This is a genomic window from Methylobacterium sp. 190mf, from assembly GCF_900107945.1.
In the GTDB taxonomy this organism is placed as follows: Bacteria; Pseudomonadota; Alphaproteobacteria; order Rhizobiales; family Beijerinckiaceae; genus Methylobacterium.
This window is the reverse complement of record NZ_FNVI01000009.1, coordinates 46,986-70,510: the sequence shown is the minus strand read 5'-3', so window position 1 is coordinate 70,510 and position 23,525 is coordinate 46,986. Positions and strand designations below refer to the sequence as shown.

Here is a 23,525-nt window from a genome sequence, read left to right as displayed (position 1 = left end):
GACGACAGGACCATGATGATGACCCGCGTCCTCTCGACGACCGCCGCGGCCGCCCTGGCGGCCCTGCTGATCGGCGCCGTGCCGGTCTCCGCCCAGGAAGGGCATGGCGGGCCGATCCCGGCCCGCGTGAACTGGAGCTTCGCCGGCGTGTTCGGCCGCTTCGACACCGCGCAGCTGCAGCGCGGCTTCCAGGTCTACAAGGAGGTCTGCTCCGCCTGCCACTCGATGAAGCTGGTCTCCTTCCGCAACCTCGCGCAGGAGGGCGGGCCGCACTTCTCCGCCGGGCAGGTCAAGGCGCTGGCCGCGACCTACCAGGTGAAGGACGGGCCGAACGACGCCGGCGACATGTTCGAGCGGCCGGGCCGCCCGGCCGACACCTTCCCGCCGCCCTTCCCGAACGATCAGGCTGCGGCCGCGGCCAACGGCGGCAAGGCCCCGCCGGACTTCTCGGTCATCGCCAAGGCGCGGACCTTCTCCCGCGGCTCGCTCTACTTCCTGACCGACTGGCTGCCGCTCGTCGGCTACTCGGAGCAGGGGCCGGACTACATCCACGCCCTGATCAACGGCTACCAGGATCCGCCGAAGGACTTCGCGCTGCCGGAGGGCGGCCACTACAACAAGTACTATCCGGGCCACATCATCGCGATGCCGCCGCCGATCACCGACGGGCAGGTCTCCTACCCCAAGAACGATCAGGGCCAGCCGGTCGTGCCCGAGACGCTGGACCAGTACGGCAAGGATGTCTCGGCCTTCCTGATGTGGGCGGCCGAGCCGCACATGATGGACCGCAAGGCCCTGGGCTTCAGGGTGATCCTGTTCCTGATCATCCTGTCGGGCCTGCTCTACTACGTGAAGAAGAAGATCTGGGCGGATGTCGGTGGCGAGGTGCACGGCCTCCAGCCGGAGCTGCACAAGACCTACTGAGGCGGGCCGGATCGGTTCGCAGTTCGGATGGGCCTCCCTCGCGGAGGCCCATCTTTTTTTCGGCCGGCGCTCCATGCTAACGCTCGCCCGCCGCGACGGTCCGCCTCCCGAGACTGCCCGCCCCCTGCACCACCTCATCCTGAGGTGACCGCGTCAGCGGGCCTCGCAGGAGGGCTTCAGGGATCAGAGCGGCGTCCGGAGGTCTCCGTCGAGGCCTCTGCATGGCTCCGGCACCCGAGGACGAGGTGCCGGGTGGGATAGGCCGCGCTGCCGAGGCGTCGCGCGTTGAGGGAGTCCGGCATGAGCGCAGCGGTACTGGGTGTCATGGGTGGGTCCGGCGTCTACGACCTGCCGGGTCTTGAGGACGTGCGCGAGGAGCGCGTGGCGTCGCCCTGGGGCGAGCCCTCGGACGCCCTGCGGATCGGGCACATCGGCGACACCAAGGTCGTGTTCCTGGCGCGCCACGGGCGGGGGCACCGGCTATCGCCGTCGGGCATCAACTACCGCGCCAATATCGACGCCCTGAAACGGGCCGGGGTCACCGACCTCGTCGCCCTCTCGGCCTGCGGCTCCTTCCGCGAGGACCTGCCGCCGGGCCTCTTCGTGCTCGTCGACCAGTTCGTCGACCGCACCCACGGCCGCGCCTCGTCGTTCTTCGGCGACGGCTGCGTCGCCCACGTCTCCCTCGCGCACCCGGTGGGCCCCGGCCTGCAGGCGCGGATCGCCCAGGCCGCGAAGGCCGAGGACATCGCGGTCCATCGCGGCGGCACCTACGTCTGCATGGAGGGGCCGCAATTCTCGTCGCTGGCCGAGTCCCGCGCCTACAAGGCCCAGGGCTTCGACGTGATCGGCATGACCAACATGCCCGAGGCCAAGCTCGCCCGCGAGGCGGAGATCACCTACGCGACCATCGCGATGGTGACCGACTACGATTGCTGGCACCCGGGCCACGACGCCGTCGACGTCGCCGCGGTGATCGCCGTCGCCCGGGCCAACGCCGACAAGGCGGCGCGGCTCGTCGCCCGTCTCGCCCGCGATTTCCCGGGCGAGCGGGAGCCGTGCCCGGCGGGTTCGCACCGGGCCCTGGACGGCGCGATCATGACGGCTCCCGCCGTCCGGGATCCGGCGCTCCTCGCCAAGCTCGACGCCGTGGCGGGGCGGGTTCTCAACGGCTAGCCGGCCGGCCTTTCCATTCGGCGACGAGTCCCTCTAGAAGGCGCGGGCGGCCCGGGCCGCCCCCGACGCGAAGTCCAGACCGAAATGCGCAGCGCCTCCATCAGCCGGAAGACCGCGGAGACCGATATCGCGGTCACCGTCAATCTCGACGGGACCGGGCGGTCGAAGATCGCCACCGGCATCGGCTTCCTCGACCACATGCTGGATCTGCTGGCGCGGCACGCCCTGTTCGACCTGGACGTGAAGGTCGACGGCGACCTGCACATCGACCAGCACCACTCGGCCGAGGATTGCGGCATCGCCCTGGGGCAGGCCTTCGCCAAGGCGCTCGGCGACAAGCGCGGGGTCACGCGCTACGCCGACATCCACCTACCGATGGACGAGGCGCTGACCCGGGTCTGCGTCGACATCTCCGGCCGGCCCTTCCTGGTGTTCCGCACGACGTTCCGCGTGGAGAAGATCGGACAGTTCGACACCGAGTTGGTGCGCGAGTGGTTCCAGGCCTTCGCGATGAATGCCGGCCTGACGCTCCACGTGGAGACCCTCTACGGCGACAACGCCCACCACATCGCGGAGAGCTGCTACAAGGGGCTGGCCCGCGCCTTGCGGAAGGCCGTGGCGATCGATCCGCGGGAGGAGGGGCGCGTTCCCTCAACCAAGGGCTCTCTGTAGACCCGTTGTCGTCGGGCGCCCGGATCGGCCACACGGCCGTCGCGGCGCGCGCTGTCGGAGTTTCGCGATGCGGATGCGCAGCTACACGCTCCACCTGCCGGCCGATGCGCGGCCCGGCGAGACGGTCGGGCTCGACCGGGCTCTCCTGGTACGCGACGGCTTCTCCTGGCCGGCCTTCGCCTTCACGGTGCTGTGGTTCCTGTTCCACCGCCTCTGGCTCGCCGCCCTTCTCGTCCTCGTCGGCCTCGTGGCGCTGGCCGCTGCCGGCATCGCCCTCGGGCTCCCGGCCGGTGCCGGCCTGATCGTCACCCTGCTGGCCGCCTGGCTGATCGGCCTCGAGGCCTCCAGCCTGCGCCGCTGGACCCTGGCGCGGCGCGGCTGGCCGGCGCGCGACGCGGTGGTCGCCGCGACGCCCGAGGAGGCCGAGGCCCGGGCGCTGAACCGCTGGATCGAGGCGATCCCGGGCGCCCCCCGGGCCCCGTTCCCGAGCGGCCCCAGCCGGCGGGCCGAGCCGGTGATCGGGTTGTTCCCCGCCCAGGAAGGCGCCCGGTGAGTTCCCGGGCGAGACGCGCATGACCACCGAGACCGTCGCGATCATCGATTACGGGTCGGGCAACCTCCACTCCGCCGCCAAGGCCTTCGAGCGCGCCGCCCGCGAGAGCGGGCGCGACGCGCGGATCTGCCTGACCTCGGACCCGGAGGTGGTGGCCGCGGCCGACCGCGTCGTGCTGCCCGGCGTCGGCGCCTTCGCGGATTGCCGCCGCGGGCTCGATGCCGTCCCCGGCATGGTCGAGGCGATGACGCGGGTCGCCCACGGGGCGGGCCGCCCGTTCCTCGGCATCTGCGTAGGGATGCAGCTCCTGGCGAGCCGCGGGCTCGAGTACACGACCACGCCTGGGCTCGGCTGGATTCCCGGCGACGTCGGTCCGATCCGGCCGTCGGATCCGGCCCTCAAGGTCCCCCACATGGGCTGGAACACCCTGCGGACCGAGCGCGACCACCCGCTGCTCGGCGGCATTCCCACCGGCGAGGACGGGCTGCACGCCTACTTCGTGCACAGCTACGCGCTGCAGGCGGAGCGCCCGGACGACGTCGTCGCGCGCGCCGAGTACGGCGGCCCGGTCACCGCTCTCGTCGCCCGCGGCAACGTCGCCGGCACGCAGTTCCACCCCGAGAAGAGCCAGCGGCTGGGCCTCGCGCTCATCGCCAACTTCCTGAACTGGCGCCCGTGAGCGCCGTTCGGCCCAGGCAAGAAGGACGGAAGCGCCCGTGATCCTGTACCCGGCGATCGACCTGAAAGAGGGGCGTTGCGTTCGCCTCATCCAGGGGGACATGGCGCAGGCCAAGGTCTTCGGCGACGATCCGGCCGCGCAGGCCGCGATCTTCGAGGCGCAGGGCTTCTCCTGGCTCCACGTCGTCGATCTCGACGGCGCCTTCGCGGGCGCCCCGCGGAACGCCGAGGCCGTCGACGCGATCCTCGCGCGGGTCACGATCCCGGTCCAGCTCGGCGGCGGGATCCGCGAGATGAAGACCCTGGAGGGGTGGCTGAGCAAGGGCGTTGCCCGCGCGATCATCGGCACCGCGGCGGTGCGCGATCCCGGCTTCGTCCGGGAGGCGGCCCGCAAGTATCCCGGGAAGATCGCGGTCGGGATCGACGCCAAGGACGGCCGCGTCGCCGTCGAGGGCTGGGCCCAGACCTCCAGCATGACCGCGGAGGAGCTGGGGCGCCGATTCGAGGACGCGGGCGTCGCGGCGATCATCTACACCGACATCGCTCGCGACGGGATCCTGAAGGGCCTCAACGTCGAGATGACCCTGGCGCTCGCCCAGGCCGTCCGCATCCCGGTGATCGCCTCGGGCGGCCTCGCCTCGATCGACGACGTCCACCGGCTGCTGCAGCCCGACTGCGCCCTGATCGCGGGCGCGATCACCGGCCGGGCGCTCTACGACGGCCGCATCGATCCGGAGGCGGCCCTGGCAGCGATCGCTGCGGCGCGCGGCCCGGCGGCGTGATATCCAGAGGCTCGCGACATGAGACGCCGCCCGTGCTGAAGACCCGCATCATTCCCTGCCTCGACGTGAAGGACGGGCGCGTCGTGAAGGGCGTGCGCTTCGAGGGCCTGCGCGACGCCGGCGACCCCGTCGAGGCCGCCAAGGTCTACGACGCGGCCGGCGCAGACGAGCTGTGCTTCCTCGACATCACCGCGAGCCGCGAGGCCCGCGGCACCCTGCTCGACATCGTCAGCCGGACCGCCGAGGCCTGCTTCATGCCGCTGACCGTCGGCGGCGGCGTGCGCAACGTCGAGGACGTGCGCGCGCTGCTGCTCGCCGGCGCCGACAAGGTCGCGATCAACACCGCCGCGGTGAAGGATCCCGACCTCGTGGCCCGGGCCGCCGAGAAGTTCGGCGCGCAGTGCATCGTGGTGGCGATCGACGCCAAGCGCGTCTCGCCCCCCGGCACGCCGGCCGCCTGGGAGATCTTCACCCATGGCGGCCGCGACCCGACCGGGATCGACGCCGTGGCCTTCGCGCGGCTGGTGGCCGAGAAGGGCGCCGGCGAGCTGCTCGTCACATCCATGGACAAGGACGGGACGCGCTCCGGCTACGATCTCGCCCTGACGCGGGCGATCAGCGATGCCGTCACCGTGCCGGTGATCGCCTCGGGCGGCGTCGGCGGCCTCGACGACCTCGTGGCCGGCGTGGCCGAGGGCGGCGCCAGCGCCGTCCTGGCGGCCTCCATCTTCCATTTCGGGCAGGCGAGCGTCGCCGAGGCGAAGGCGCACATGGCGGCGGCCGGCCTCGCCATGCGCCTCGACGGGCCGGCCTCTTCCGCGAGGGCGCCCCTGTGAGCAGCTACCTTCTGGCCAACGCCAACCTCCTCGACCCCGCGACCGGCCGCGAGACCGCCGGCGCGGTGCTGGTGCGGGACGGCCGCATCGCCGACATCGCCGCCGGCGCGGCGCCGGGCGCCCCGGCCGACGCGAAGCGCGTCGACTGCGCCGGCCGCGTGCTGACCCCCGGGCTGATCGACATGCGCGCCTTCGTGGGCGAGCCGGGGGCCGAGCACCGCGAGACCCTGGCCTCGGCGAGTGCCGCGGCGGCCGCGGGCGGCGTCACGACGCTCGTCTGCATGCCCGACACCAATCCGGTGATCGACGAGCCGGCCATCGTCGACTTCGTGCTCCGCCGCGCCCGCGACACGGCGAGCGTCAACGTCCTGCCGGCGGCCGCCATCACCAAGGGCTTGGCCGGCCGGGAGATGACCGAGTTCGGCCTGCTTAAGGAGGCCGGCGCGGTCGCGTTCACCGACGGGCTCAGGGCCGTGGCGAATGCCCAGGTTCTGCGCCGCGCCCTGACCTACGCCCGGGATTTCGACGCGCTGATCGTGCAGCACGTGGAGGAATCCGCCCTCGTCGCCGAGGGCGTCATGAACGAGGGCGAGCTCGCCTCGCGCCTCGGGCTCATGGGCATCCCCCGCGAGGCCGAAACCGTGATGCTGGAGCGCGACATCCGCCTCGTGCGGCTGACCGGCGCCCGCTACCACGCGGCGATGATCTCCTGCGCCGATTCGGTGGAGATCGTCCGCCGCGCCAAGCAGGACGGCCTGCCGGTGACCTGCGGCGTCTCGGTGAACAACCTCGTCCTCAATGAGAACGACATCGGCCATTACCGCACCTTCTGCCGGCTCTCGCCGCCCCTGCGCCACGAGACCGACCGTCAGGCGGTGGTGCGCGCCCTCGACGAGGGCGTGATCGACGTGATTGTGTCCGACCACAACCCGCAGGACGTGGAGACCAAGCGCCTGCCCTTCGCCGAGGCGGCGGACGGGGCGCTGGGCATCGAGACGCTGCTCGGCGCCGCCATGCGCCTCGTCCACACCGGCGACCTCGCGCTGCCCAAGCTCGTCGCCGCGCTCACCGTGAATCCGGCGCGCATCCTCGGCCGCGAGGCCGGCCGGCTGGCGGTCGGCGCCCCCGCCGACCTCGTGCTGATCGATCCCGATCTCCCCTACGTCCTCGACAAGCGCCGGCTAAAGTCGCGCTCCAAGAACTCCCCCTTCGACGAGGCGCGCCTCCAGGGCGCGGCGGTGCTGACGCTGGTCGGTGGCCGGATCGTCCACGCGGTCGACGACCTCGCGGCCGCCGCATGATGTTCCCCGACCTCGCGACCCCGGCCGCCCTCGGCGGCCTCGCCCTCGGCTACGCCCTGGGCTCGATCCCGTTCGGGCTGATCCTCACGAAGTTCGCCGGCCTCGGCGACGTGCGGGCGATCGGCTCCGGCAATATCGGCGCCACCAACGTGCTCCGCACCGGCCGCAAGGGCCTCGCCGCGGCGACGCTCCTGGGCGACGCCCTCAAGGGCACGGCGGCCGTCCTCATCGCCCGGCAGTTGGGCGAGGGCCCGGCGCTCGCGGCCGGGCTCGGCGCCTTCCTCGGCCACCTCTTCCCGGTCTGGCTGGGCTTCAAGGGCGGCAAGGGCGTCGCGACCTTCATCGGGGTGCTCCTCGCCTTCAGCCCGCCCGCCCTCGCGGCGTTCGCGGCGATCTGGCTCGGTCTCGCCTTCGCGCTCAAGTACTCGTCGCTGGCGGCGCTCGCCGCCTCCGCGGCCACACCCCTCGTCCTCTGGGCGCTGGGTGCCCCGACGCAGGCGTTGCTGTTCCTGCTCCTCGGCCTGCTGCTATGGTGGAAGCACGCGCCCAACATCCGCCGACTCGCGTCCGGCACCGAGGGGCGCATCGGCCAGAAGGGCTGAGTGCCGGCGCGCCGCGCCGACCTTCGGGCTGGTGTGGGGGTGATGGATGCAGCTCACCGAGGCCCAGCGGCTCGACTGGCTGCGGCTGATCCGGACCGAGGGTGTCGGCCCCCGCACCTTCCGGAGGCTCGTGAACCGTTTCGGCGGCGCGGCCGCCGCCCTCGACGCCCTGCCGGAGCTCACCGGCCGCCAGGGGCGGCGGATCGTGCCACCAACCCGCGCTGAGGCCGAGGCCGAGCTGGCGGCCCTGACCCGCCTCGGCGGCCGGCTGATCGCCACCGGCGAGGCGGAATACCCGCGGCTCCTCACACAGGTCGACGCGGCGCCACCGCTTCTGGCCCTGCGCGGCGCACCGATCCTCAACCGGCCGGCCGCCGCCCTCGTCGGCTCGCGGAACGCATCGTCGGCGGGGCTCGCCTTCACGGAGCGGCTCGCCCGCGGGCTCGGCGAGGCAGGCCTCACGGTGGTCTCGGGCCTCGCCCGCGGCATCGACGCGCGCGCCCACAGGGCGAGCCTCCGGACCGGCACGATCGCCGTCATGGCCGGCGGCCAGGACCGGATCTACCCGGCGAGCCACGCGACCCTGGTCGAGGCCATCCTGGCGGAGGGCGGCGCGGTCCTCGCGGAGATGCCGATGGGCTGGGAGCCCCGGGGGCGGGACTTCCCGAGGCGCAACCGGATCATCTCCGGGCTGTCCTACGGGACGGTGGTGGTGGAGGCCGCGCGCCGCTCCGGCTCGCTCATCACGGCGCGCTACGCCCTGGAGCAGAACCGGGAGGTCTTCGCGGTTCCCGGCTCGCCGCTCGACCCGCGCGCCGAGGGCACCAACGACCTGATCCGCCAGGGCGCCACCCTGGTCTCCGAGGTGGACCACGTGCTGGAGGTGCTGGGACCGATCATCGAGCGCGGCCCGGACGCCGAGGCAGCCCCGGCGCGCGGGCGGCCGGACCTGGCCGAGCAGCCGGATTTCTGGGACGAGATCGCGCTCGACGCGGCTCTCGACCCGGGACCGGAGCGAGCCGACGGCGCGTCCGCCGACAATCCCGCGCGCGACGAGCCTCCCGAGGCCGAGGACGACCGGGCGCGGATCGTGGCCCTGTTCGGCCCGAGCCCGGTCGGCACCGATGAGCTGGCGCGGAGCGCCGGGGTCGGTGCCCGGACCGTGCAGAGCGTGCTGCTGGAACTGGAGCTCGACGGACGGATCGAGCGCCACGGCAGCGGCACCGTCTCGCTGGTCAGCCGCTGAGGGAGTCCTCTTCGGGATCGTCGTCCGCATCGGCGTCCGCGAGGTTGCGCATCACGTCGAGGCAGCCCTGGAGGATGTAGGCGGCGGCGAGCTTGTCCACGAGTTCGCCGCGCCGCGCCCGCGAGGCGTCGGCCTCGATCAGCGCACGGGTGACCACGGCGGTCGAGAGGCGTTCGTCGAAGAAGACGTGGGGCAGGGGGAGGATCGGCGCGAGGTTGCGCATGAAGGCGCGGGTCGACTGCACCCGCGGCCCTTCGCTCCCGTCCATGTTGAGCGGCAGCCCGACGACGAGTCCGCCGACCGCGTGCTGCCGGCACAGGGCGGCGAGCCGCTGCGCGTCGGGGGTGAACTTCACCCGGCGGATCGTCTCCAGCGGCGTCGCGATCTGGCGGCCGAGATCCGACAGGGCGAGGCCGATCGTCTTGGTGCCGAGATCGATGCCGATCAGGCGGGCGCCGCCGCGAGACTCGGCCGCGAAGGCGCGGATCGCGTCGAAATTCATGGTTCCGCCCGCGCGGCGCGCGCCAGAATGGCCTCGGTGACGCCCTCGAACCGGGCGGGGAGGGGCTCCGAGCCCGGTCCCAGGACCAGGGCCGCGGACGGCGCCGTGACCCATGTGAAGAAGTCGTCGAGGCTCTCGCCGCCGAACCGCACCGTCTCCAGGTCAGGCGCCAGCAGCCAGACGTCGTACTCGCCGTCGGTCCCGGTGACGTCCCAGAACAGGAAGCTGCCGTCCTCGCCCGCCCCGAAGAAGCAGGCGCGCTCGACGACGCCGGCGTCGCCGCCCTCGACGTCGAAGCGGTGCGGCTCCGCCCCGTCCTCCAGCATGGCGACCGCGGCGCCGACGCTGTGGGCGATGAGGGCCGCTTGGCTCACCAGATCGCAGGCCTCGAACGGTGCCGGCACGGCGACGCGGAACTGCCCGCCCGCGAGGCCGACGCCGCAGGTCCGGCAAAAGTCGCGGTAGGAGGCCGGCAGGGCGAAGCCCAGCGCCTCCGCCGCACGGTCGAGGGCCACCTCGTCCGGCACGAAGCCCGGCGCGAGCTCCTCGAAGACCGTCTCCCACATCGCTCCCGCTCCACCGTCCACAGACTTCGGTCCCTCCGCAGATCGCCCCCGGTGCGCGCGGAGCCGTTCGCGTCTAGGTAGGTTAATGTTCCGTTAAACCACGCTGTAGGGGTCCGCCTTGTCGACGAACGGCCAGCTCTCCTCTTCCGCTCCGTCCGGCCGCCGGCGGGCGATGCCGCGCAAGCACCGCTGGATGCTGCTCCTCGCCTTCGAGGTGCTGGTCGCGGGCTTCACCCAAGCCATGATCCAGCCGGTCCGGCAACCGGGAATCACCATCGAGATGTCGGTGACACCCCACCACGTCGTGACCTGATCCACCCGTCTCACGCCCGCGCCGAGCGCGCGGTCAGCCGGGTCCCGCGCGGCCGGCCGCCCTGCGGGCGGCGCGGCGTAGCCAACCCGCGTTGCGGTGCGTCGAGCGCCGATGCTATAGCGCGACCGACTTCGGGAGAGCGCTCCCGGGCAGGGACGAACGAGACGGCATGTCGGTCGACGAGAAGACGGTTCGGCGCATCGCGCATCTGGCGCGGATCGCGGTCACCGACGACGAAGTCGGGCCCCTGCAGGGCGAGCTGAACGCCATCCTGTCCTTCGTCGAGCAGCTCGGCACGGTCGACGTCGCGGGCGTCGAGCCGATGACCTCGGTGACGCCGATGGCGATGAAGAAGCGCGAGGACGTCGTCACGGAGGGCGGCCGCGCCGCCGACGTCGTCGCCAACGCACCCGAGACCGAGGACAATTACTTCCTGGTCCCGAAGGTGGTCGAGTAGGCCGAGGACGGCCCGGACCTTGCGGACCGGATTTCTGGCGGGCAGGCGCGCGGCGGCGCGCGCGGGGACGTGAACAGCGTGGATCCGAACGAACTTACCCTGGCCGAAGCGCGCGACGCCCTGAAGGCGAAGCGGATCTCGGCCCGCGAGCTGACCCAGGCCCATCTGGACGCCATGGCCAAAGCCCGCGTCCTGAACGCGTATATCCGGGAGACCCCGGACCGCGCCCTGGCGATGGCCGAGGCCTCGGACCAGAAGATCGCGTCCGGCGAGGCGCGGCCGCTCGAGGGCATTCCCCTCGGCATCAAGGACCTGTTCTGCACGCACGGCGTGACGACTACGGCGGGCTCCAAGATCCTTGAAACCTTCGAGCCGCACTACGAATCGGCCGTGTCGGCCAATCTGTGGCGCGACGGCGCCGTGATGCTCGGCAAGCTGAACCTCGACGAGTTCGCCATGGGCTCGTCGAACGAGACCAGCGCCTACGGCAACGTGGTCTCGCCCTGGCGGCGCGCCGGATCGGACGCGCCGATCGTGCCCGGCGGCTCGTCGGGCGGCTCCGCCGCGGCGGTCGCCGCGCGCCTCTGCCTCGGCGCCACCGCGACCGATACCGGCGGCTCCATCCGGCAGCCCGCCGCCTTCACCGGCACGGTCGGGATCAAGCCGACCTACGGGCGCTGCTCGCGCTGGGGCACGGTGGCTTTCGCCTCCTCCCTCGATCAGGCCGGCCCGATCGCCCGGACGGTGCGCGATTGCGCCATCCTGCTCGGCTCCATGGCGGGCGCCGACGCCCGGGACACGACCTGCGCCGACCTCGCGGTGCCCGATTTCGAGGCCGCCGTGTCGCGCGGCGTGAAGGGCCTGACCATCGGCATCCCGAAGGAGTACCGAGTCGACGGGATGCCGGCGGAAATCCAGAAGCTCTGGGACGAGGGCGCGGCGTGGCTCAAGGCCGCCGGCGCGACGATCCGGGAGATCTCGCTGCCGCACACCGCCTACGCGCTGCCGGCCTACTACATCGTGGCCCCGGCCGAGGCCTCCTCGAACCTCGCCCGCTACGACGGCGTCCGCTACGGCCTGCGCGTGCCCGGCAAGGACATCGCCGGGATGTACGAGAACACCCGCGCTGCCGGCTTCGGCCGCGAGGTGAAGCGCCGGATCATGATCGGCACCTACGTGCTCTCGGCCGGATACTACGACGCCTATTACGTCCGCGCGCAGAAGATCCGCACGCTGATCAAGCGCGACTTCGAGGCCGCCTACGCGGCCGGGGTCGACGCGATCCTGACGCCGGCGACGCCGTCGACCGCCTTCGGCATCGGCGAGAAGGCCTCGGCCGACCCGGTGGAGATGTACCTCAACGACGTGTTCACCGTGACGGTGAACATGGCCGGGCTGCCGGGCATCGCGGTGCCGGCGGGTCTCGACGGGCAGGGTCTCCCGCTGGGCCTCCAGCTCATCGGCCGGCCCTTCGACGAGGAGACGCTGTTCGCGGTCGCCCAGGTGATTGAGGACGCGGCCGGTCGCACCGTCCTGCCCGAGCCGTGGTGGTCATGACCGTCCCGTACTATCCCTGGACGGTCTGGATCTGGGCCGCGTTCGATCCGGCGCTGATCGTGGTGGCGGTCTATCTCGGCTGGACCGCCAGCCAGTTCGGCAAGGTCTTCATCGCGGCGATCGCGGCGCTCGGCTTCTCGGTGCTGTTCTCCTACGCGGTCAGCGCGGCCGGCATCCCGTGGCCGGCGCCGATCACCCGCGACGGCCCGACCTTCTTCCCGGTACGCGCCGTCGCGGCCCTGATCTGGGCCGTCGTGGGCTACGGCGCCCGGCAGGCGGTCGGACGCCGCGCTTGACCCTGCGGGCAGGGGCCTCCTAGAAAATCTCTCGCTCGACGCATGCGGCGCCTCCGCCGTCTCTGCGAGCGCAGCGAAGCGATCCGGCGGTGCAACGCCTGGAAGCCTCGCGCTTCCCTGGATCGCTTCGCTGCGCTCGCGAAGACGGCGACGCCTCGAACGCCAGCCGCCTTTCGGACCGACCATGAACGCACCCGTCGACCCCAAGAAGCTGATCAAGGGCGGCCTCCACGACTGGGAGGTGATCGTCGGCATGGAGATCCACGCCCAGGTGTCCAGCCGGGCGAAGCTGTTCTCCGGCGCCTCGACGGAGTTCGGGGCCGAGCCGAACGACCACGTCTCGCTGGTCGACGCCGCGATGCCCGGGATGCTGCCGGTGATCAACGCCGAGTGCGTCGCCCAGGCGGTGCGCACCGGCCTCGGCCTGAAGGCCAAGATCAACCTGCGCTCCGTGTTTGACCGGAAGAACTACTTCTATCCGGACCTGCCGCAGGGCTACCAGATCTCGCAGTACAAGGACCCGATCGTCGGCGAAGGCGAGGTCCTGGTGGACCTGGCAGACGGCGCGTCGATCACCGTGGGCATCGAGCGCCTGCACCTCGAGCAGGATGCGGGCAAGTCGCTGCACGACCAGGATCCGACCCGGAGCTTCGTCGACCTCAACCGGTCGGGCGTGGCGCTGATGGAGATCGTCTCCCAGCCCGACCTGCGCTCGTCCGAGGAGGCGAAGGCCTACGTGACCAAGCTGCGCACGATCCTGCGCTACCTCGGCACCTGCGACGGCGACATGGAGAAGGGCTCGCTCCGCGCCGACGTGAACGTCTCGGTGCGTCGCCCCGGCGAGCCGCTGGGCACGCGCTGCGAGATCAAGAACGTCAACTCGATCCGCTTCATCGGGCAGGCGATCGAGACGGAGGCGCGGCGCCAGATCGCCATCCTCGAGGACGGCGGCAAGATCGACCAGGAGACGCGCCTGTTCGACCCGACCAAGGGCGAGACACGCTCGATGCGCTCGAAGGAAGAGGCGCACGACTACCGCTACTTCCCCGATCCGGACCTGCTGCCGCTGGAATTCGACCAGGCCTACGTCGACGCCCTGGCCGAGGGGCTGCCCGAGCTGCCGGACGCCAAGAAGGCGCGGTTCGTCTCGGCGTTCGGCCTCTCGCCCTACGATGCCGGCGTGCTGGTCGCCGAGCGCGCCTCCGCGGACTATTACGAGGCGGTGGCGAAGGGCCGGGACGGCAAGGCCGCGGCCAACTGGGTGATCAACGAGCTGTTCGGGCGCCTCAACAAGGAGGGGCTGTCCATCGACGCGACCCCGGTCTCGGCGGACCAGCTCGGCGCGATCATCGACCTGATCGGCGAGGGCGTCATCTCCGGCAAGATCGCCAAGGACCTGTTCGAGATCGTCTGGACCGAGGGCGGCGACCCGCGCGCCGTCGTCGAGAGCCGCGGCATGAAGCAGGTGACCGACACGGGCGCCATCGAGGCGGCGGTGGACCAGATCATCGCGGCGAATCCCGACAAGGTCGCCCAGGCCAAAGAGAAGCCGACCCTGCTCGGCTGGTTCGTCGGCCAGACCATGAAGGCCACCGGCGGCAAGGCGAACCCCGCGGCGGTGAACGCGCTGCTCAAGGCGAAGCTCGGGATCGAGTGAGCCTTCCGCGGCGAGCGGCCAGTCCGCGCCCGGCCTCAGGATGAGTGCCGGGATCGGATGGCTGTCACTTCGACGTCGCCGGCCAGTCCCATGCTCGCCAAAGCCACGACGAGATCCCGCCGCGGCGATGCCGGGCAGGTGGGCCACGAACAGATCCTCTAAGAGAAACCGCGGCGGAACGGCTCGAAGTGGGGCCTTTCGCGCATTCGAAGGCGTGCCATGCGTGGCCGCTTCTGCGCCCCTGGAGCCGCGTCCGTCCGGCTGTTCGTATTGTGCCGCTAGGTCTCGGGCCGAACCTGTCCCTGAACCGTCTAGGCGGCATTCCGCTGCGGTGGAGTCATCCCTGTCTCCTCCAGCTTCCGACGACCGACACCGCTGCGAAACCTGATCGCGTCAAGATTTCGTGCCGGTCCGTGCCCGCTCTCGCTAAGCACAGATGGAGACTGCGCCCGTCCTCCAAGTCGGTCAATAGCTATTTTCTCGGCAAAAGGCTTTTTCGATCCACTTGCCCCCGCCGCCGCACCGCAGCGCGTGCGAGCTCAATCACTTGGATCGATCCCGTGGCGCTGCGAAATATTGATTGGCCCGCAAGCTACTTGCCGGCGCCCATATTGTTCTCGACCAGAAAGCGGATGCCGCGGTCGAAGGACTCATCCGTGTCGCCGCGCAGGTCGACGCTGTAGGCCTTCTCGGGCGCGTCGCCGGTGAGGGACTTCACGTAGACGTTGAGGTTGAGGATCAGGTTCGAGACTTTCTGCACCTCGCCGGTGATCGCGACATCCGCGCCGAGCTTGCGGGCGAAGTCATCCGCGCAGCCATTGCAGCGGCGCAGGTCGGCACTTCTGGTGACCTCGTCCCGCACCGGCTCGGTCGAGACCACGACGAACAGGCCCTTCTTCTGGAGGAGGTCGCGCAGTTCGGCGCTGACCCGCTTCAGCCGCGCGGTGTCGGCGGCGTCACCCGGCACCGGCGATAGGTTCGAGAACTGGAAATCGAATACCGCGGCCCGCGGGGGCGCGGCCGCGGCCGGTCCCGCGGCCAGCAGGACGGTGGCGAGTGCGAGCAGTCGGTTCATCGTGATCTCCGGCGCGGATGCGTCTCCGGGAAACCGCGCCCCCGCCAACCGAGTCGCGTCCGCGCGGCGGTTCAGCGCCGGTCGGCCTCCCGGGTGGGGCTGGCCGCCGGCTTTGCCAGGCCGGAGACGCGGTCGCGCAGGTCCATGAACCAGCTCGGTGCCGGGCCGCGGCCGCCGTTGACGAACACCGTCGCGGTCATGCCGGCGATGAGCGGGACGCCCGCCGGGACGTGGTCGATGCGGATGCGGACCGGCACCCGCTGGGCGAGGCGCACCCAGGTGTAGACGGGGTTGACGTCCGGCAGCCCCTGCGTGCTGGCGGCGGCGTTCGCCGTGGAGATGCCGAGCGTGATGCTGTGGACCGTGCCGGTCAGGTGCGGATCGAAGCCCATCAGCTTCACGTCGGCGGGGTCGCCGACGCGGATGTTGGACATCTTGGTCTCCTCGAAATAGCCGTCGATCCAGAAGGAGTCTGTGTCGACCACGTTGATGTTCGAGGTGCCGGTCCGGGCGTAGTCGCCGACCCGCATCAGCAGGTTGGTCACCCGTCCGTTGACGGTCGACCTCACCTGGGTGCGCTCCAGATTCACCTTGGCCTGCCGCAGCTGCGCCTGCGCGCTCTCCAGCGACGCCTCGGCGATCTTCGCGGCGCCTGCGAATCGCTGCTTCTCCTCGATCGAGGTCGACACGGTCGAGAGCGCTTGGCGCCGGGCCGACTCGGCGTTCTTCACCTGCAGGTCGGCTTCGCGATTCTTGACCTCGGCATCCGCCGAGGTGACGGCGACCTCGAAATCGACCGGGTCGATGACGTAGAGGACGTCGCCCTTGCGGACGTTCTGGTTGTCCTGGACCCGGACCTCGACGATCTGACCCGCGACCTGCGGGGCGATGTTGGCGACCTGGACCCGGACCGTGCCGTCGCGCGTCCAGGGCGCCGCCACGAAGAACTCCCACACGAAGGCTCCCGCCAGGATCGCCGCGAGCAGGATCACGCCGGTGGCCGCGAGGCGGAACACTTTGGCGGCCCGGCCCCGGCGCGGCACTGCGGGCAGGGGGTCGCTCCGCCCGGGCGCGCCGTCGCGGGCGGCGGACTTCGGATCGTCCTCGTCGGCGGTCGTGTCGGGCATCAGATGAACGCGATCAGGAGGGCGAGGACACAGACGTAGAGGCCGGCTTCGGCGAGCGGGGCGTTGGCGACGTAGCGGCTGAAGCGGATGCGGGCGAAGACGAGGCGAAGGACGACCAGGATCACGAACGCGGCGAGCGCGTAAGCGACGAAGGCCGTGACCAGCACCCCGCCGACATGGATGTCCTCGTGCATGGTTACCCCGGAAGAAGCGGCAATCAGAATAGCGCGATGTCGAGGCGTTGGAGGAATCGCCTGTGGCGGGCGATGGTCCGCGACGCGGTGACGAGGTCGCTGGCGGCACGGGCCGTCGTGAGCCGCACCGCCCGGTCCTGGCTGGAGGCGGCGCGGATCAGGTCGCGCGCCGCCATCTCGAGCCCGCGATCGTCGCCTGCCGCGAGGGCGTCCCGCGCCCGCGGGATCGCGCCGCGCAGGGCTTTGACTGACCAGAGGCGGCGCAGTTCCGCGTGGGCCCGGGCGGCGGCGGCCTCCAGGCGGGCGAGGGCGAAGGCGTGGTGCAGGTTCGCTTGCCGCACCGCCGCGCTCCCCGAGCTGTAGGCGGCGAACTGGAACAGCCGGTCGGCATTCAGGCTCGTGCGGGTGGTGGCGTCGCCGCCCTGGCCGACGAGGGCGTCGGCGAGCGCCCGCCGCGCCGAACCGAGGGCGAAGACCCGCTGCTGGGCCGGCGAGATCGGCAGGATGAGGCGGACGATGATCGACAGGATCACGGCCGCCACGACGACGAGGAACGCGTTCAGCAGAAAGCTCAGGGCGTCGTAGGTCTGCGGGTTCGAGGGCCCCAGCAGGACGGGGAAGAACACGATCAGGATGAAGCCGACCCCGAAGGTCTTCGGGTTCAGCGAGAGGAAGCAGCCCAGGAAGATCACCGGCGCCATCACGAGCGCCAGCATCGGGAAGCCCTGGACACCGTTGAGGAGCGCGAACCGGGCGATGCCCGCCAGGGCGGCGGCCAGCGTCATGCCGACGACGACGCCGTTCGCGAACTTCTTCGGGTCCGGCGTCATCGACGACAGGGCCGCGGTGGCGGCCACCTGGACCAGTGCGAACGAGGCCTGGGGCAGGCCGAGCGCCGCGAAGGTGGCGGCGGTGACCGCGAAACTCAGGGCCACCCGCAGGGCGCCGCGGAGGGCGACCGGGAAGTCGCGGTGCGTCGGCAGTTCGGCGTCGCGCAGAGGCCTGTGGCCGTCGGCGACGGCGCGGATGCCGTCCTGCGCGAAGGTCGCGGCGCAGACGAAGTCGAGGGCGCGCTGGAGCACAACGACCTCATCGAGGGGACGGGTCCCGTCGCGGATAGCCGCGTCGACCAAGTCGCGCAGGCGCTCGTCGTCTCGGTCGAGGGCGTCGGGATCGGGCGCGTCGGCCACCCGCCGGCAGATCGCCATCGCCTCCGCGACGGCCGGGCTCGGATCGCGCAGGGACGCGGCCGCGGCCCCGAGGCCGCGGATCGACGCCGCCATCACGTAGAGCGCGGCGATGCAGCTGCGCGCGCCGGCCGCGCGGTACCGGCCGTCGTCCAGCTCGCCCGCGATGGCGCTGGCATCGGCCCGCATCGGCGCGATGGCGCGGATCAGCGCGGCGGTGCGCGGGGCGCCGAGATCCCCCGACGCCAGAGTCTCGCGGGCGTAGCCGCGCGTCTGGTCCCAGGCCGCGCGCAGCTGCGGCAGCAGCGCCCGCCACGTGCTCGGCGAGGCGAGGGCGTCGTTGATGAAGGTGATCACGACTATGCCGAGCACGATCGCGGCGACGCGGGACACGGCGGCGTCGAAGGTCCCCTGCGGATCGTCGATCTGGCCGAGCGCGATGATCGCCACAGTGTAGCCGGACAGCATCGCGCCGTAGGCCCGCGTGTCCTGCAGAAACTGGGCGACGAAGACGCAGAGGCCGAGCCAGACGGTGAAGCTGAGGAGCAGCAGCACCCGGTCCTGGCCGAAGAGCGCCATGAAGACGAGCGCCACCGCCGCGCCGACGAGCGTGCCGAGCAGGCGGTAGACCGCCTTCGAGATCGCCTGCCCCCGCTTGGGCTGGGCGAGGATCGCCACGCAGGTGGCGGCGGACGAGGCGCTGTCGAGCTGGAGCCAGAATGCGGCGGCCAGCGCCAGCATCATGGCGATCCAGATCCGCAGCGCGAAGGCCCAGGCGGCCGGCTTCGGCACCCAGGCATCGAGGAACGCCAGGACGCGGTCGCCGAGCGGTTCGGGGCGGCGATCTGCGACGGAGCCGGCGGGGGCCTCAGCCATGCCGGACCCCGCGCGGCGCGCTGTCCACCGCCCGACCGGACGGAGAAGGGTCCGTCATCGCCTCATGCCTCCTGCCAACCCGCCGCGGATGTTCGAACGAACGGAACGCCCCGCGGTTCTAGCCGATCAGGCCTTGTCGCCACCTTTCAGGCGCTTGTTGCACTTGCTCCAGTACTGCGGCCATTTCGGTCCCTGCGCCGCCTTCTGCGCGTCGGTCAGGGCGCGCCACTCGGTGCCGCAGGTCTTCTGGCGATCGCGGGCGGCGGACTGGCCCGCACTCGGCGCCCTGGCGGCCGGCGCCTCGGCGGCGGGCGGCGCCTTCGTGGGTGCTTCCTTAGCGGGTAATTCCTTGGCAGGTGGCTCCTTGGCGAGAGCCGGGCAGGCGGCGAGCAGCGGCGCGGACAGGACCGCGATCCTGACGAGACGATCGATCATCGGATGTTCCCCCTCGGGCGCCGTTCCGGCGCCCGAGCCGCAATCTCGCCGCTCTCCCGCGGCGCCGGCAAGCCCGGCCGCGCCGCCGCCGCCAGCCCCGGCGCAGCTTCGCCGTGCGACCGCGTCTACGGGCGCGGTGCCCTTGAGCGCGGCCGGGAAATCGTCTTCACTGCCGGGGCAATTCGGAAACGGCGGAGGACCACCGCGCCGCCGACGATCGGGTCCAGGAGCAGGCAAAGCATGGCAGCGGTGTCCGGGCGGCCGATCGACGTCCACACATGGAGTACGCCGAACGGCTGGAAGATCCCGATTATGCTGGAGGAGTGCGGGCTCCCCTATCGCATCGTTCCCGTGGACATCGCGAAGAACGAGCAGTTCGCGCCCGACTTCCTGGCGATTTCGCCCAACAACAAGATCCCGGCCATCTTCGATCCGGACGGTCCGGGCGGACAGCCGATCTCGGTCTTCGAATCAGGCGCGATCCTGCAGTATCTCGGCCGGAAGACCGGGCAGTTCTACCCGACCGACGAGCGCGCCCGCGTGGCGGTCGACGAGTGGCTGTTCTGGCAGGTGGCGGGCTTCGGGCCGATGCTCGGGCAGACACACCACTTCAAGATCTACGCGCCCGAGAAGCTGCCTTACGCGATCGACCGGTTCACCGCCGAGGCCAAGCGCCTCTACGGCGTGCTGGAGCGGCGCCTCGAGGGGCGCGCCTTCCTGGCCGAGGACTACTCCGTCGCCGACATCGCGACGTTCACTTGGGCGAAGCTCAACTTCAAGCAGGGTGTCGACATCGACACCCTCCCGAACGTCGCCCGGTGGCTCGAGAGCATCCTGGCGAGGCCGGCAGTGCAGCGCGGCCTCGCGGCGATCTGACGAAGCTCAGTTCTTGTTGGCGGCCTGCTGGTTCACGTCCGGCACGCGGGTCCAGGTCTGCGACCCGCACAGGATCTTGAGCATGCAGCCCGACACGTTGAGCTCGGCCTCGCTCTCCCGCTCGAGGCTGACCGTGTAGATCTTGCCTTCCTCGATATTGTAGAGTTCGCCGGTGAACTTCGCGTCGTCCGGCTTCAGACCTTCGATCAGCTGGAGACCGATCACCGGACGGGCGCGCTTCTTCGGGTCGGGATTCTTGAGGTCGGTGCGCGGGGCGCCGTTGTCGAAGGTCGGCGTCTTGAGCCAGACGACCTTGCCGCAGACCAGCTTCTGGCCGGGGCCGCAGCGGTCGATCCGGATCTTGGCGCGGCCGTCGCCGGTGAGCCAGGTGCCGGACGGGTCCTTGCCCGTGTCGGCGGAGGCGGCGGTGAGGCCGGCGAGAAGCAGGCTGGCGCTGAGAGCGAGTCGCATGGTTCGTCTCCGGGATTGGGGCGCCGCGGGCGCCCGAGGGGTGGACGAAGTCGGTTGGTGCGCGACTGAGCCGCCGCAATCGGGCGATTTTTCGGCGGTGTTGCGGCAGAGCCACGGCCGCGCTTGCCCCGCCCGGGCGCGCCCGGCCGCTTGAGGCACCGGGGGGCGCCCGCTATAAGCCCGGCGCCGAAGCGAAATTCTCGCTGCCGCGGCGTGTCCGGATCGCCGGCGCGCCGCACATCTTTTCCACAGACAGACCGGACGCACCATGGCCACCGAGCGCACCTTCTCGATCCTGAAGCCCGACGCGACGCGGCGGAACCTGACCGGCGCGGTCAACGCCGTCATCGAGGAGGCCGGCCTGCGCATCGTCGGCCAGCGCCGCATCCGCATGACCAAGGAGCAGGCCGAGAAGTTCTACGAGGTGCACAAGGAGCGCCCGTTCTTCGGCGAGCTCGTGACCTTCATGACCTCCGGCCCGGTGGTGGTCCAGGTCCTCGAGGGCGAGAACGCCGTCGCCAAATACCGTGAGGTGATGGGTGCCACGAACCCGGCCCAGGCCGCCGAGGGCACGATCCGCAAGAAGTTCGCCGAGTCCGTCGGCGAGAACACCGTCCACGGCTCCGACAGCGCCGAGAACGCCAAGCTCGAGATCGCGCAGTTCTTCAAGGATTCCGACATCGCCGCCTGAGGCGAGGCGACGCGCGGTGGCGGGTTGGGCACACCGACCCGCCATTCGCGCGCCCCGTACCCGGCGGCGCCGGGAATGCCGCCCTGTGTGACCGGGTCGTCCTTGACGGGACGGAGCCCGGGAGCGTCCAACGGCCGAGCTTAGCCAATCTCAGCCCCCGGACGACCCCGACCATGACGATGCGCCGCCTGCCCCTGCTGATCGCGACCGGCCTGTTCGCCCTCGGCGCGACCGCCGCCCTCGCGGGCGGATCCTCGGCCCCGTTCCAGCAGTACGAGCCGGACCCCGCACTCAAGACCGCCAGCAAGACCAACCTCGAGGGCCGCGTGCGCCACGCCTGCACGGTCGTCCAGGCCCGCATGACCAGCGCCAGCGAGGCCTCCCTGGAGCGCCCCTGCGGCTGCTACGCGCGGCAGACGCTGCGCAGCCTCGACGCCTCCGAGATCGAGGCCTACCGGACCACCGGCTACTTCAACGACACCGCCCGCGCCAAGGCGCTCTCGGCCCTGGACAGCTGCAAGCTCCAGCGCCCGGTCTGAGCGCCAAGAGCTGCGAAGGCCTCCGGGTCCGCGCACTGTCTTCGTCGGCGGAGCAGCCCCGGGGGCGGAACATGGCGAGCGTGGCGCGGCCGGATCGCGGCGCCCCGCTCGCGCGGACGGAAACGCCCGTGCTACCGCCGCCTAGAGGCTGAACAGAGCGCCGTCTGGCGCCCTCTCGTCGATGACGACGCGATCGCCGTCCAGACGGGCGCGGCCGCCCGCCACCAGGGCGAGCACCGCGGGGTAGAGCCGCCGCTCCTGCACGATCACGCGGTCGGCGAGGCTGTCGGGATCGTCGTCCTGGCGGACCGGGACCGCAACCTGGGCGACGATCGGTCCGGCGTCGAGTTCCGGCACCACGAAGTGGACCGTGCAGCCGTGCAGGCGCACGCCCGCGTCCAGCGCCTGCCGGTGCGTGTGGGTGCCCTTGAACAGGGGCAGAAGCGAAGGGTGGATGTTGAGCATCCGGCCGGCCCAGGACGCCACGAAGTCGGTCGTCAGGATCCGCATGAAGCCCGCGAGGCAGACGAGGTCGACCTCGGCCGCCCGCAGCGCCGCGTCGAGGGCGGCGTCGAAACCGGCCCGTTCGGCGAAGGCCCGGTGATCGATGGCCTGCGTCGGGATGCCGGCCTCGGCCGCCCGGGCGAGGCCGGCGGCCTCCGGGCGGTTCGACAGGACCAGCACGATCTCGGCCGGGAAGGCGGGATCCTTCGCGGCTTCCAGCAGCGCCAGCATGTTCGAGCCGCGCCCCGAGATGAGGATCGCTACGCGGGTCTTGCGGGCGGACGCCATCACAGGGCGAGGCGGCCGCTGAAAGTCACCGGCTCGGGGCCGCGCGCCGTGATCCGTCCGAGGCGGACCGGGGTCTCGCCGGCCCGGGTCAGGGCCTCGTCGACGTCGTCGACCGCGTCGGCGGCGGCGATCACTACCATGCCGATCCCGCAGTTGAAGGTCCGCAGCATCTCGGCCTCGGCGACGCCGCCCTCGCGGGCGAGCCAGCCGAAGACCGGCGGCGGGGTCACGGCATTGAGGTCGACGGCGATGCCGACTTCGTCCGGCAGGACCCGGGGAAGGTTGTCGGGGAAGCCGCCGCCCGTGATGTGGGCGAGCGCCCGGATCCCGTCGGTGGCGCCCAAAGCCGCGAGCAGCGGCTTCACGTAGATCCGGGTCGGCTCCAGCAGCGCCTCGCCGAGGCTGCGGCCCGGGGCGAACGGGGCCGGCGCGTCCCAGCCGAGACCCGTCTTCGCGACGATCCGGCGGACCAGCGAGAAGCCGTTGGAATGGACGCCGGAGGAGGGCAGGCCGAGGACGACGTCGCCGGGCCGGATGCCGGGCCGCGGCAGCAGCGCGCCGCGCTCGGCGGCGCCGACCGAGAAGCCCGCGAGGTCGTAGTCGGACCCGTCGTAGAGGCCCGGCATCTCGGCGGTCTCGCCGCCGATCAGCGCGCAGCCGGCCTGCCGGCAGCCCTCGGCGATGCCGCGCACGATGTCGGCGCCAACGCCGGGGACCAGCTTACTGGTCGCGTAGTAGTCGAGGAAGAACAGCGGCTCGGCGCCCTGGACGATGATGTCGTTCACGCACATCGCCACGAGGTCGATGCCGATCGTGTCGTGGCGGCCGGTCTCGATGGCGATCTTGACCTTGGTGCCGACGCCGTCGTTGGCGGCGACCAGGATCGGGTCGCGGAAGCCCGCGGCCTTCAGGTCGAACAGGCCGCCGAACCCGCCGATCTCGGCGTCGGCGCCCGGGCGCCGGGTCGAGCGCACCAGCGGCTTGATCGTCTCGACCATGGCGTTGCCGGCATCGATATCGACGCCCGCCGCCGCGTAGGTCAGCCCCGTCTTCGGCTCGTTGCCGTCCTTGGCCGTCATGCCCGCGCCACCTCGCTGAATACTGGCCCCGCTCTAGCGGCTTCCCGCGCGCCGCGCGAGTCGTG

28 protein-coding genes are annotated in these 23,525 nt (G+C 71.5%); 18 read left to right on the top strand and 10 right to left on the bottom strand.

The features are described from left to right. Positions 1 to 12 precede the first annotated feature (12 nt). The 10 genes from C4T42_RS12625 (at position 13) to dprA (ending at position 8,770) form a co-directional block, all read left to right on the top strand. Positions 13 to 924, top strand: a complete 912-nt coding sequence (locus C4T42_RS12625) for a cytochrome c1 (protein WP_020091776.1) — start codon at positions 13 to 15, stop codon at positions 922 to 924. Positions 925 to 1,224: 300 nt separating this feature from the next. Further along, positions 1,225 to 2,100 carry an S-methyl-5'-thioadenosine phosphorylase gene (locus C4T42_RS12620; protein WP_056521255.1) on the top strand — a complete coding sequence of 292 codons (876 nt, stop codon included), beginning with the start codon at positions 1,225 to 1,227 and terminating at the stop codon, positions 2,098 to 2,100. 84 nt (positions 2,101 to 2,184) lie between these two features. Continuing rightward, positions 2,185 to 2,772 (top strand): imidazoleglycerol-phosphate dehydratase HisB, encoded by a 588-nt coding sequence (hisB, locus tag C4T42_RS12615; protein ID WP_020091778.1) that lies wholly within the window; start codon positions 2,185 to 2,187, stop codon positions 2,770 to 2,772. Between the two features lie 67 nt (positions 2,773 to 2,839). Continuing rightward, positions 2,840 to 3,325 carry a DUF2628 domain-containing protein gene (locus C4T42_RS12610; RefSeq protein WP_020091779.1) on the top strand — a complete coding sequence of 162 codons (486 nt, stop codon included), beginning with the start codon at positions 2,840 to 2,842 and terminating at the stop codon, positions 3,323 to 3,325. Between the two features lie 19 nt (positions 3,326 to 3,344). Then, the gene (gene hisH, locus C4T42_RS12605; protein WP_056521252.1) at positions 3,345 to 4,004 is read left to right on the top strand and encodes an imidazole glycerol phosphate synthase subunit HisH; all 660 of its coding nucleotides are present in this window, start codon (positions 3,345 to 3,347) and stop codon (positions 4,002 to 4,004) included. A 37-nt stretch (positions 4,005 to 4,041) separates the two neighbouring features. Next, positions 4,042 to 4,785: a 1-(5-phosphoribosyl)-5-[(5-phosphoribosylamino)methylideneamino]imidazole-4-carboxamide isomerase gene (gene hisA / locus C4T42_RS12600; protein WP_103985186.1), complete on the top strand. Its 744-nt coding sequence runs from the start codon at positions 4,042 to 4,044 to the stop codon at positions 4,783 to 4,785. A gap of 32 nt (positions 4,786 to 4,817) precedes the next feature. After that, positions 4,818 to 5,621, top strand: a complete 804-nt coding sequence (gene hisF / locus C4T42_RS12595; protein ID WP_103985185.1) for an imidazole glycerol phosphate synthase subunit HisF — start codon at positions 4,818 to 4,820, stop codon at positions 5,619 to 5,621. Then, positions 5,618 to 6,922, top strand: a complete 1,305-nt coding sequence (locus tag C4T42_RS12590) for a dihydroorotase (RefSeq protein WP_103985184.1) — start codon at positions 5,618 to 5,620, stop codon at positions 6,920 to 6,922. The genes hisF and C4T42_RS12590 overlap by 4 nt, the downstream gene beginning before the upstream one ends. Then, on the top strand, positions 6,922 to 7,524 hold the full coding sequence (gene plsY / locus C4T42_RS12585; protein WP_026604735.1) for a glycerol-3-phosphate 1-O-acyltransferase PlsY: 603 nt from the start codon (positions 6,922 to 6,924) through the stop codon (positions 7,522 to 7,524). The genes C4T42_RS12590 and plsY overlap by 1 nt, the downstream gene beginning before the upstream one ends. Positions 7,525 to 7,570: 46 nt before the next feature. Then, a complete protein-coding gene (gene dprA, locus C4T42_RS12580; protein ID WP_103985183.1) occupies positions 7,571 to 8,770 on the top strand; it encodes a DNA-processing protein DprA in 1,200 nt (399 codons plus the stop codon). On the opposite strand, the gene ruvX is transcribed toward dprA, so the two are convergent. Continuing rightward, on the bottom strand, positions 8,760 to 9,272 hold the full coding sequence (ruvX, locus tag C4T42_RS12575) for a Holliday junction resolvase RuvX (protein ID WP_020091786.1): 513 nt from the start codon (positions 9,270 to 9,272) through the stop codon (positions 8,760 to 8,762). The genes dprA and ruvX overlap by 11 nt on opposite strands. After that, positions 9,269 to 9,838 carry an SMI1/KNR4 family protein gene (locus C4T42_RS12570; RefSeq protein WP_103985182.1) on the bottom strand — a complete coding sequence of 190 codons (570 nt, stop codon included), beginning with the start codon at positions 9,836 to 9,838 and terminating at the stop codon, positions 9,269 to 9,271. The genes ruvX and C4T42_RS12570 overlap by 4 nt, the downstream gene beginning before the upstream one ends. A gap of 172 nt (positions 9,839 to 10,010) precedes the next feature. Between C4T42_RS12570 and C4T42_RS12565 the strand changes: the two genes are divergently transcribed. From C4T42_RS12565 to gatB, 5 genes are all read left to right on the top strand, one after another. Next, positions 10,011 to 10,151, top strand: coding sequence for a hypothetical protein (locus C4T42_RS12565; RefSeq protein ID WP_012317484.1), 141 nt, complete (start codon positions 10,011 to 10,013; stop codon positions 10,149 to 10,151). Positions 10,152 to 10,320: 169 nt separating this feature from the next. Continuing rightward, positions 10,321 to 10,608 carry an Asp-tRNA(Asn)/Glu-tRNA(Gln) amidotransferase subunit GatC gene (gene gatC / locus C4T42_RS12560; protein ID WP_020091789.1) on the top strand — a complete coding sequence of 96 codons (288 nt, stop codon included), beginning with the start codon at positions 10,321 to 10,323 and terminating at the stop codon, positions 10,606 to 10,608. A 78-nt stretch (positions 10,609 to 10,686) separates the two neighbouring features. Further along, the gene (gene gatA, locus C4T42_RS12555; protein WP_181049163.1) at positions 10,687 to 12,165 is read left to right on the top strand and encodes an Asp-tRNA(Asn)/Glu-tRNA(Gln) amidotransferase subunit GatA; all 1,479 of its coding nucleotides are present in this window, start codon (positions 10,687 to 10,689) and stop codon (positions 12,163 to 12,165) included. Further along, positions 12,162 to 12,461 carry a hypothetical protein gene (locus C4T42_RS12550; protein ID WP_100252959.1) on the top strand — a complete coding sequence of 100 codons (300 nt, stop codon included), beginning with the start codon at positions 12,162 to 12,164 and terminating at the stop codon, positions 12,459 to 12,461. The genes gatA and C4T42_RS12550 overlap by 4 nt, the downstream gene beginning before the upstream one ends. A 184-nt stretch (positions 12,462 to 12,645) precedes the next feature. Continuing rightward, a complete protein-coding gene (gatB, locus tag C4T42_RS12545) occupies positions 12,646 to 14,118 on the top strand; it encodes an Asp-tRNA(Asn)/Glu-tRNA(Gln) amidotransferase subunit GatB (RefSeq protein ID WP_103985180.1) in 1,473 nt (490 codons plus the stop codon). Between the two features lie 592 nt (positions 14,119 to 14,710). Here gatB and C4T42_RS12540 read toward each other — a convergent pair. The 5 genes from C4T42_RS12540 to C4T42_RS12520 all read right to left on the bottom strand — a co-directional run bounded on the left by C4T42_RS12540 (position 14,711) and on the right by C4T42_RS12520 (position 19,012). Further along, on the bottom strand, positions 14,711 to 15,193 hold the full coding sequence (locus C4T42_RS12540; protein ID WP_103985179.1) for a DUF3280 domain-containing protein: 483 nt from the start codon (positions 15,191 to 15,193) through the stop codon (positions 14,711 to 14,713). A 71-nt stretch (positions 15,194 to 15,264) separates the two neighbouring features. After that, positions 15,265 to 16,320, bottom strand: coding sequence for an HlyD family secretion protein (locus C4T42_RS12535; protein ID WP_103985178.1), 1,056 nt, complete (start codon positions 16,318 to 16,320; stop codon positions 15,265 to 15,267). Then, a complete protein-coding gene (locus C4T42_RS12530) occupies positions 16,320 to 16,514 on the bottom strand; it encodes a DUF1656 domain-containing protein (RefSeq protein ID WP_020091795.1) in 195 nt (64 codons plus the stop codon). The genes C4T42_RS12535 and C4T42_RS12530 overlap by 1 nt, the downstream gene beginning before the upstream one ends. A gap of 23 nt (positions 16,515 to 16,537) precedes the next feature. Further along, positions 16,538 to 18,577: an FUSC family protein gene (locus C4T42_RS12525; RefSeq protein WP_020091796.1), complete on the bottom strand. Its 2,040-nt coding sequence runs from the start codon at positions 18,575 to 18,577 to the stop codon at positions 16,538 to 16,540. Positions 18,578 to 18,703: 126 nt separating this feature from the next. Continuing rightward, the gene (locus C4T42_RS12520) at positions 18,704 to 19,012 is read right to left on the bottom strand and encodes a hypothetical protein (RefSeq protein WP_103985177.1); all 309 of its coding nucleotides are present in this window, start codon (positions 19,010 to 19,012) and stop codon (positions 18,704 to 18,706) included. A gap of 240 nt (positions 19,013 to 19,252) precedes the next feature. On the opposite strand from C4T42_RS12520, the gene C4T42_RS12515 reads away from it, so the two are divergent. Continuing rightward, the gene (locus tag C4T42_RS12515) at positions 19,253 to 19,888 is read left to right on the top strand and encodes a glutathione S-transferase N-terminal domain-containing protein (protein WP_103985176.1); all 636 of its coding nucleotides are present in this window, start codon (positions 19,253 to 19,255) and stop codon (positions 19,886 to 19,888) included. A gap of 6 nt (positions 19,889 to 19,894) precedes the next feature. On the opposite strand, the gene C4T42_RS12510 is transcribed toward C4T42_RS12515, so the two are convergent. Next, positions 19,895 to 20,359 carry a DUF2147 domain-containing protein gene (locus C4T42_RS12510; RefSeq protein WP_020091800.1) on the bottom strand — a complete coding sequence of 155 codons (465 nt, stop codon included), beginning with the start codon at positions 20,357 to 20,359 and terminating at the stop codon, positions 19,895 to 19,897. 268 nt (positions 20,360 to 20,627) lie between these two features. On the opposite strand from C4T42_RS12510, the gene ndk reads away from it, so the two are divergent. Both ndk and C4T42_RS12500 read left to right on the top strand, forming a co-directional pair. Further along, the gene (ndk, locus tag C4T42_RS12505; RefSeq protein ID WP_012317495.1) at positions 20,628 to 21,050 is read left to right on the top strand and encodes a nucleoside-diphosphate kinase; all 423 of its coding nucleotides are present in this window, start codon (positions 20,628 to 20,630) and stop codon (positions 21,048 to 21,050) included. Positions 21,051 to 21,223: 173 nt separating this feature from the next. Then, positions 21,224 to 21,589 carry a hypothetical protein gene (locus C4T42_RS12500; protein ID WP_020091801.1) on the top strand — a complete coding sequence of 122 codons (366 nt, stop codon included), beginning with the start codon at positions 21,224 to 21,226 and terminating at the stop codon, positions 21,587 to 21,589. Between the two features lie 141 nt (positions 21,590 to 21,730). Here C4T42_RS12500 and purN read toward each other — a convergent pair whose 3' ends face one another. Together purN and purM are read right to left on the bottom strand one after the other, a co-directional pair. Further along, on the bottom strand, positions 21,731 to 22,381 hold the full coding sequence (gene purN / locus C4T42_RS12495; protein WP_103985175.1) for a phosphoribosylglycinamide formyltransferase: 651 nt from the start codon (positions 22,379 to 22,381) through the stop codon (positions 21,731 to 21,733). Continuing rightward, a complete protein-coding gene (gene purM, locus C4T42_RS12490) occupies positions 22,381 to 23,460 on the bottom strand; it encodes a phosphoribosylformylglycinamidine cyclo-ligase (RefSeq protein ID WP_103985174.1) in 1,080 nt (359 codons plus the stop codon). Before purM ends, purN begins: the two co-directional genes overlap by 1 nt. Positions 23,461 to 23,525 lie beyond the last annotated feature (65 nt).

What these genes read in the sequence shown, in the direction of transcription:
- C4T42_RS12625 (WP_020091776.1), top strand. Translation starts at nt 13, where the DNA reads ATGATGATGACCCGCGTCCTCTCGACGACCGCCGCGGCCGCCCTGGCG.
- C4T42_RS12620 (WP_056521255.1), top strand. Translation starts at nt 1,225, where the DNA reads ATGAGCGCAGCGGTACTGGGTGTCATGGGTGGGTCCGGCGTCTACGAC.
- hisB (WP_020091778.1), top strand. Translation starts at nt 2,185, where the DNA reads ATGCGCAGCGCCTCCATCAGCCGGAAGACCGCGGAGACCGATATCGCG.
- C4T42_RS12610 (WP_020091779.1), top strand. Translation starts at nt 2,840, where the DNA reads ATGCGGATGCGCAGCTACACGCTCCACCTGCCGGCCGATGCGCGGCCC.
- hisH (WP_056521252.1), top strand. Translation starts at nt 3,345, where the DNA reads ATGACCACCGAGACCGTCGCGATCATCGATTACGGGTCGGGCAACCTC.
- plsY (WP_026604735.1), top strand. Translation starts at nt 6,922, where the DNA reads ATGTTCCCCGACCTCGCGACCCCGGCCGCCCTCGGCGGCCTCGCCCTC.
- dprA (WP_103985183.1), top strand. Translation starts at nt 7,571, where the DNA reads ATGCAGCTCACCGAGGCCCAGCGGCTCGACTGGCTGCGGCTGATCCGG.
- ruvX (WP_020091786.1), bottom strand. Translation starts at nt 9,272, where the DNA reads ATGAATTTCGACGCGATCCGCGCCTTCGCGGCCGAGTCTCGCGGCGGC.
- C4T42_RS12570 (WP_103985182.1), bottom strand. Translation starts at nt 9,838, where the DNA reads ATGTGGGAGACGGTCTTCGAGGAGCTCGCGCCGGGCTTCGTGCCGGAC.
- C4T42_RS12565 (WP_012317484.1), top strand. Translation starts at nt 10,011, where the DNA reads ATGCCGCGCAAGCACCGCTGGATGCTGCTCCTCGCCTTCGAGGTGCTG.
- gatC (WP_020091789.1), top strand. Translation starts at nt 10,321, where the DNA reads ATGTCGGTCGACGAGAAGACGGTTCGGCGCATCGCGCATCTGGCGCGG.
- C4T42_RS12550 (WP_100252959.1), top strand. Translation starts at nt 12,162, where the DNA reads ATGACCGTCCCGTACTATCCCTGGACGGTCTGGATCTGGGCCGCGTTC.
- gatB (WP_103985180.1), top strand. Translation starts at nt 12,646, where the DNA reads ATGAACGCACCCGTCGACCCCAAGAAGCTGATCAAGGGCGGCCTCCAC.
- C4T42_RS12540 (WP_103985179.1), bottom strand. Translation starts at nt 15,193, where the DNA reads ATGAACCGACTGCTCGCACTCGCCACCGTCCTGCTGGCCGCGGGACCG.
- C4T42_RS12535 (WP_103985178.1), bottom strand. Translation starts at nt 16,320, where the DNA reads ATGCCCGACACGACCGCCGACGAGGACGATCCGAAGTCCGCCGCCCGC.
- C4T42_RS12530 (WP_020091795.1), bottom strand. Translation starts at nt 16,514, where the DNA reads ATGCACGAGGACATCCATGTCGGCGGGGTGCTGGTCACGGCCTTCGTC.
- C4T42_RS12525 (WP_020091796.1), bottom strand. Translation starts at nt 18,577, where the DNA reads ATGGCTGAGGCCCCCGCCGGCTCCGTCGCAGATCGCCGCCCCGAACCG.
- C4T42_RS12520 (WP_103985177.1), bottom strand. Translation starts at nt 19,012, where the DNA reads ATGATCGATCGTCTCGTCAGGATCGCGGTCCTGTCCGCGCCGCTGCTC.
- C4T42_RS12515 (WP_103985176.1), top strand. Translation starts at nt 19,253, where the DNA reads ATGGCAGCGGTGTCCGGGCGGCCGATCGACGTCCACACATGGAGTACG.
- C4T42_RS12510 (WP_020091800.1), bottom strand. Translation starts at nt 20,359, where the DNA reads ATGCGACTCGCTCTCAGCGCCAGCCTGCTTCTCGCCGGCCTCACCGCC.
- ndk (WP_012317495.1), top strand. Translation starts at nt 20,628, where the DNA reads ATGGCCACCGAGCGCACCTTCTCGATCCTGAAGCCCGACGCGACGCGG.
- C4T42_RS12500 (WP_020091801.1), top strand. Translation starts at nt 21,224, where the DNA reads ATGACGATGCGCCGCCTGCCCCTGCTGATCGCGACCGGCCTGTTCGCC.
- purN (WP_103985175.1), bottom strand. Translation starts at nt 22,381, where the DNA reads ATGGCGTCCGCCCGCAAGACCCGCGTAGCGATCCTCATCTCGGGGCGC.
- purM (WP_103985174.1), bottom strand. Translation starts at nt 23,460, where the DNA reads ATGACGGCCAAGGACGGCAACGAGCCGAAGACGGGGCTGACCTACGCG.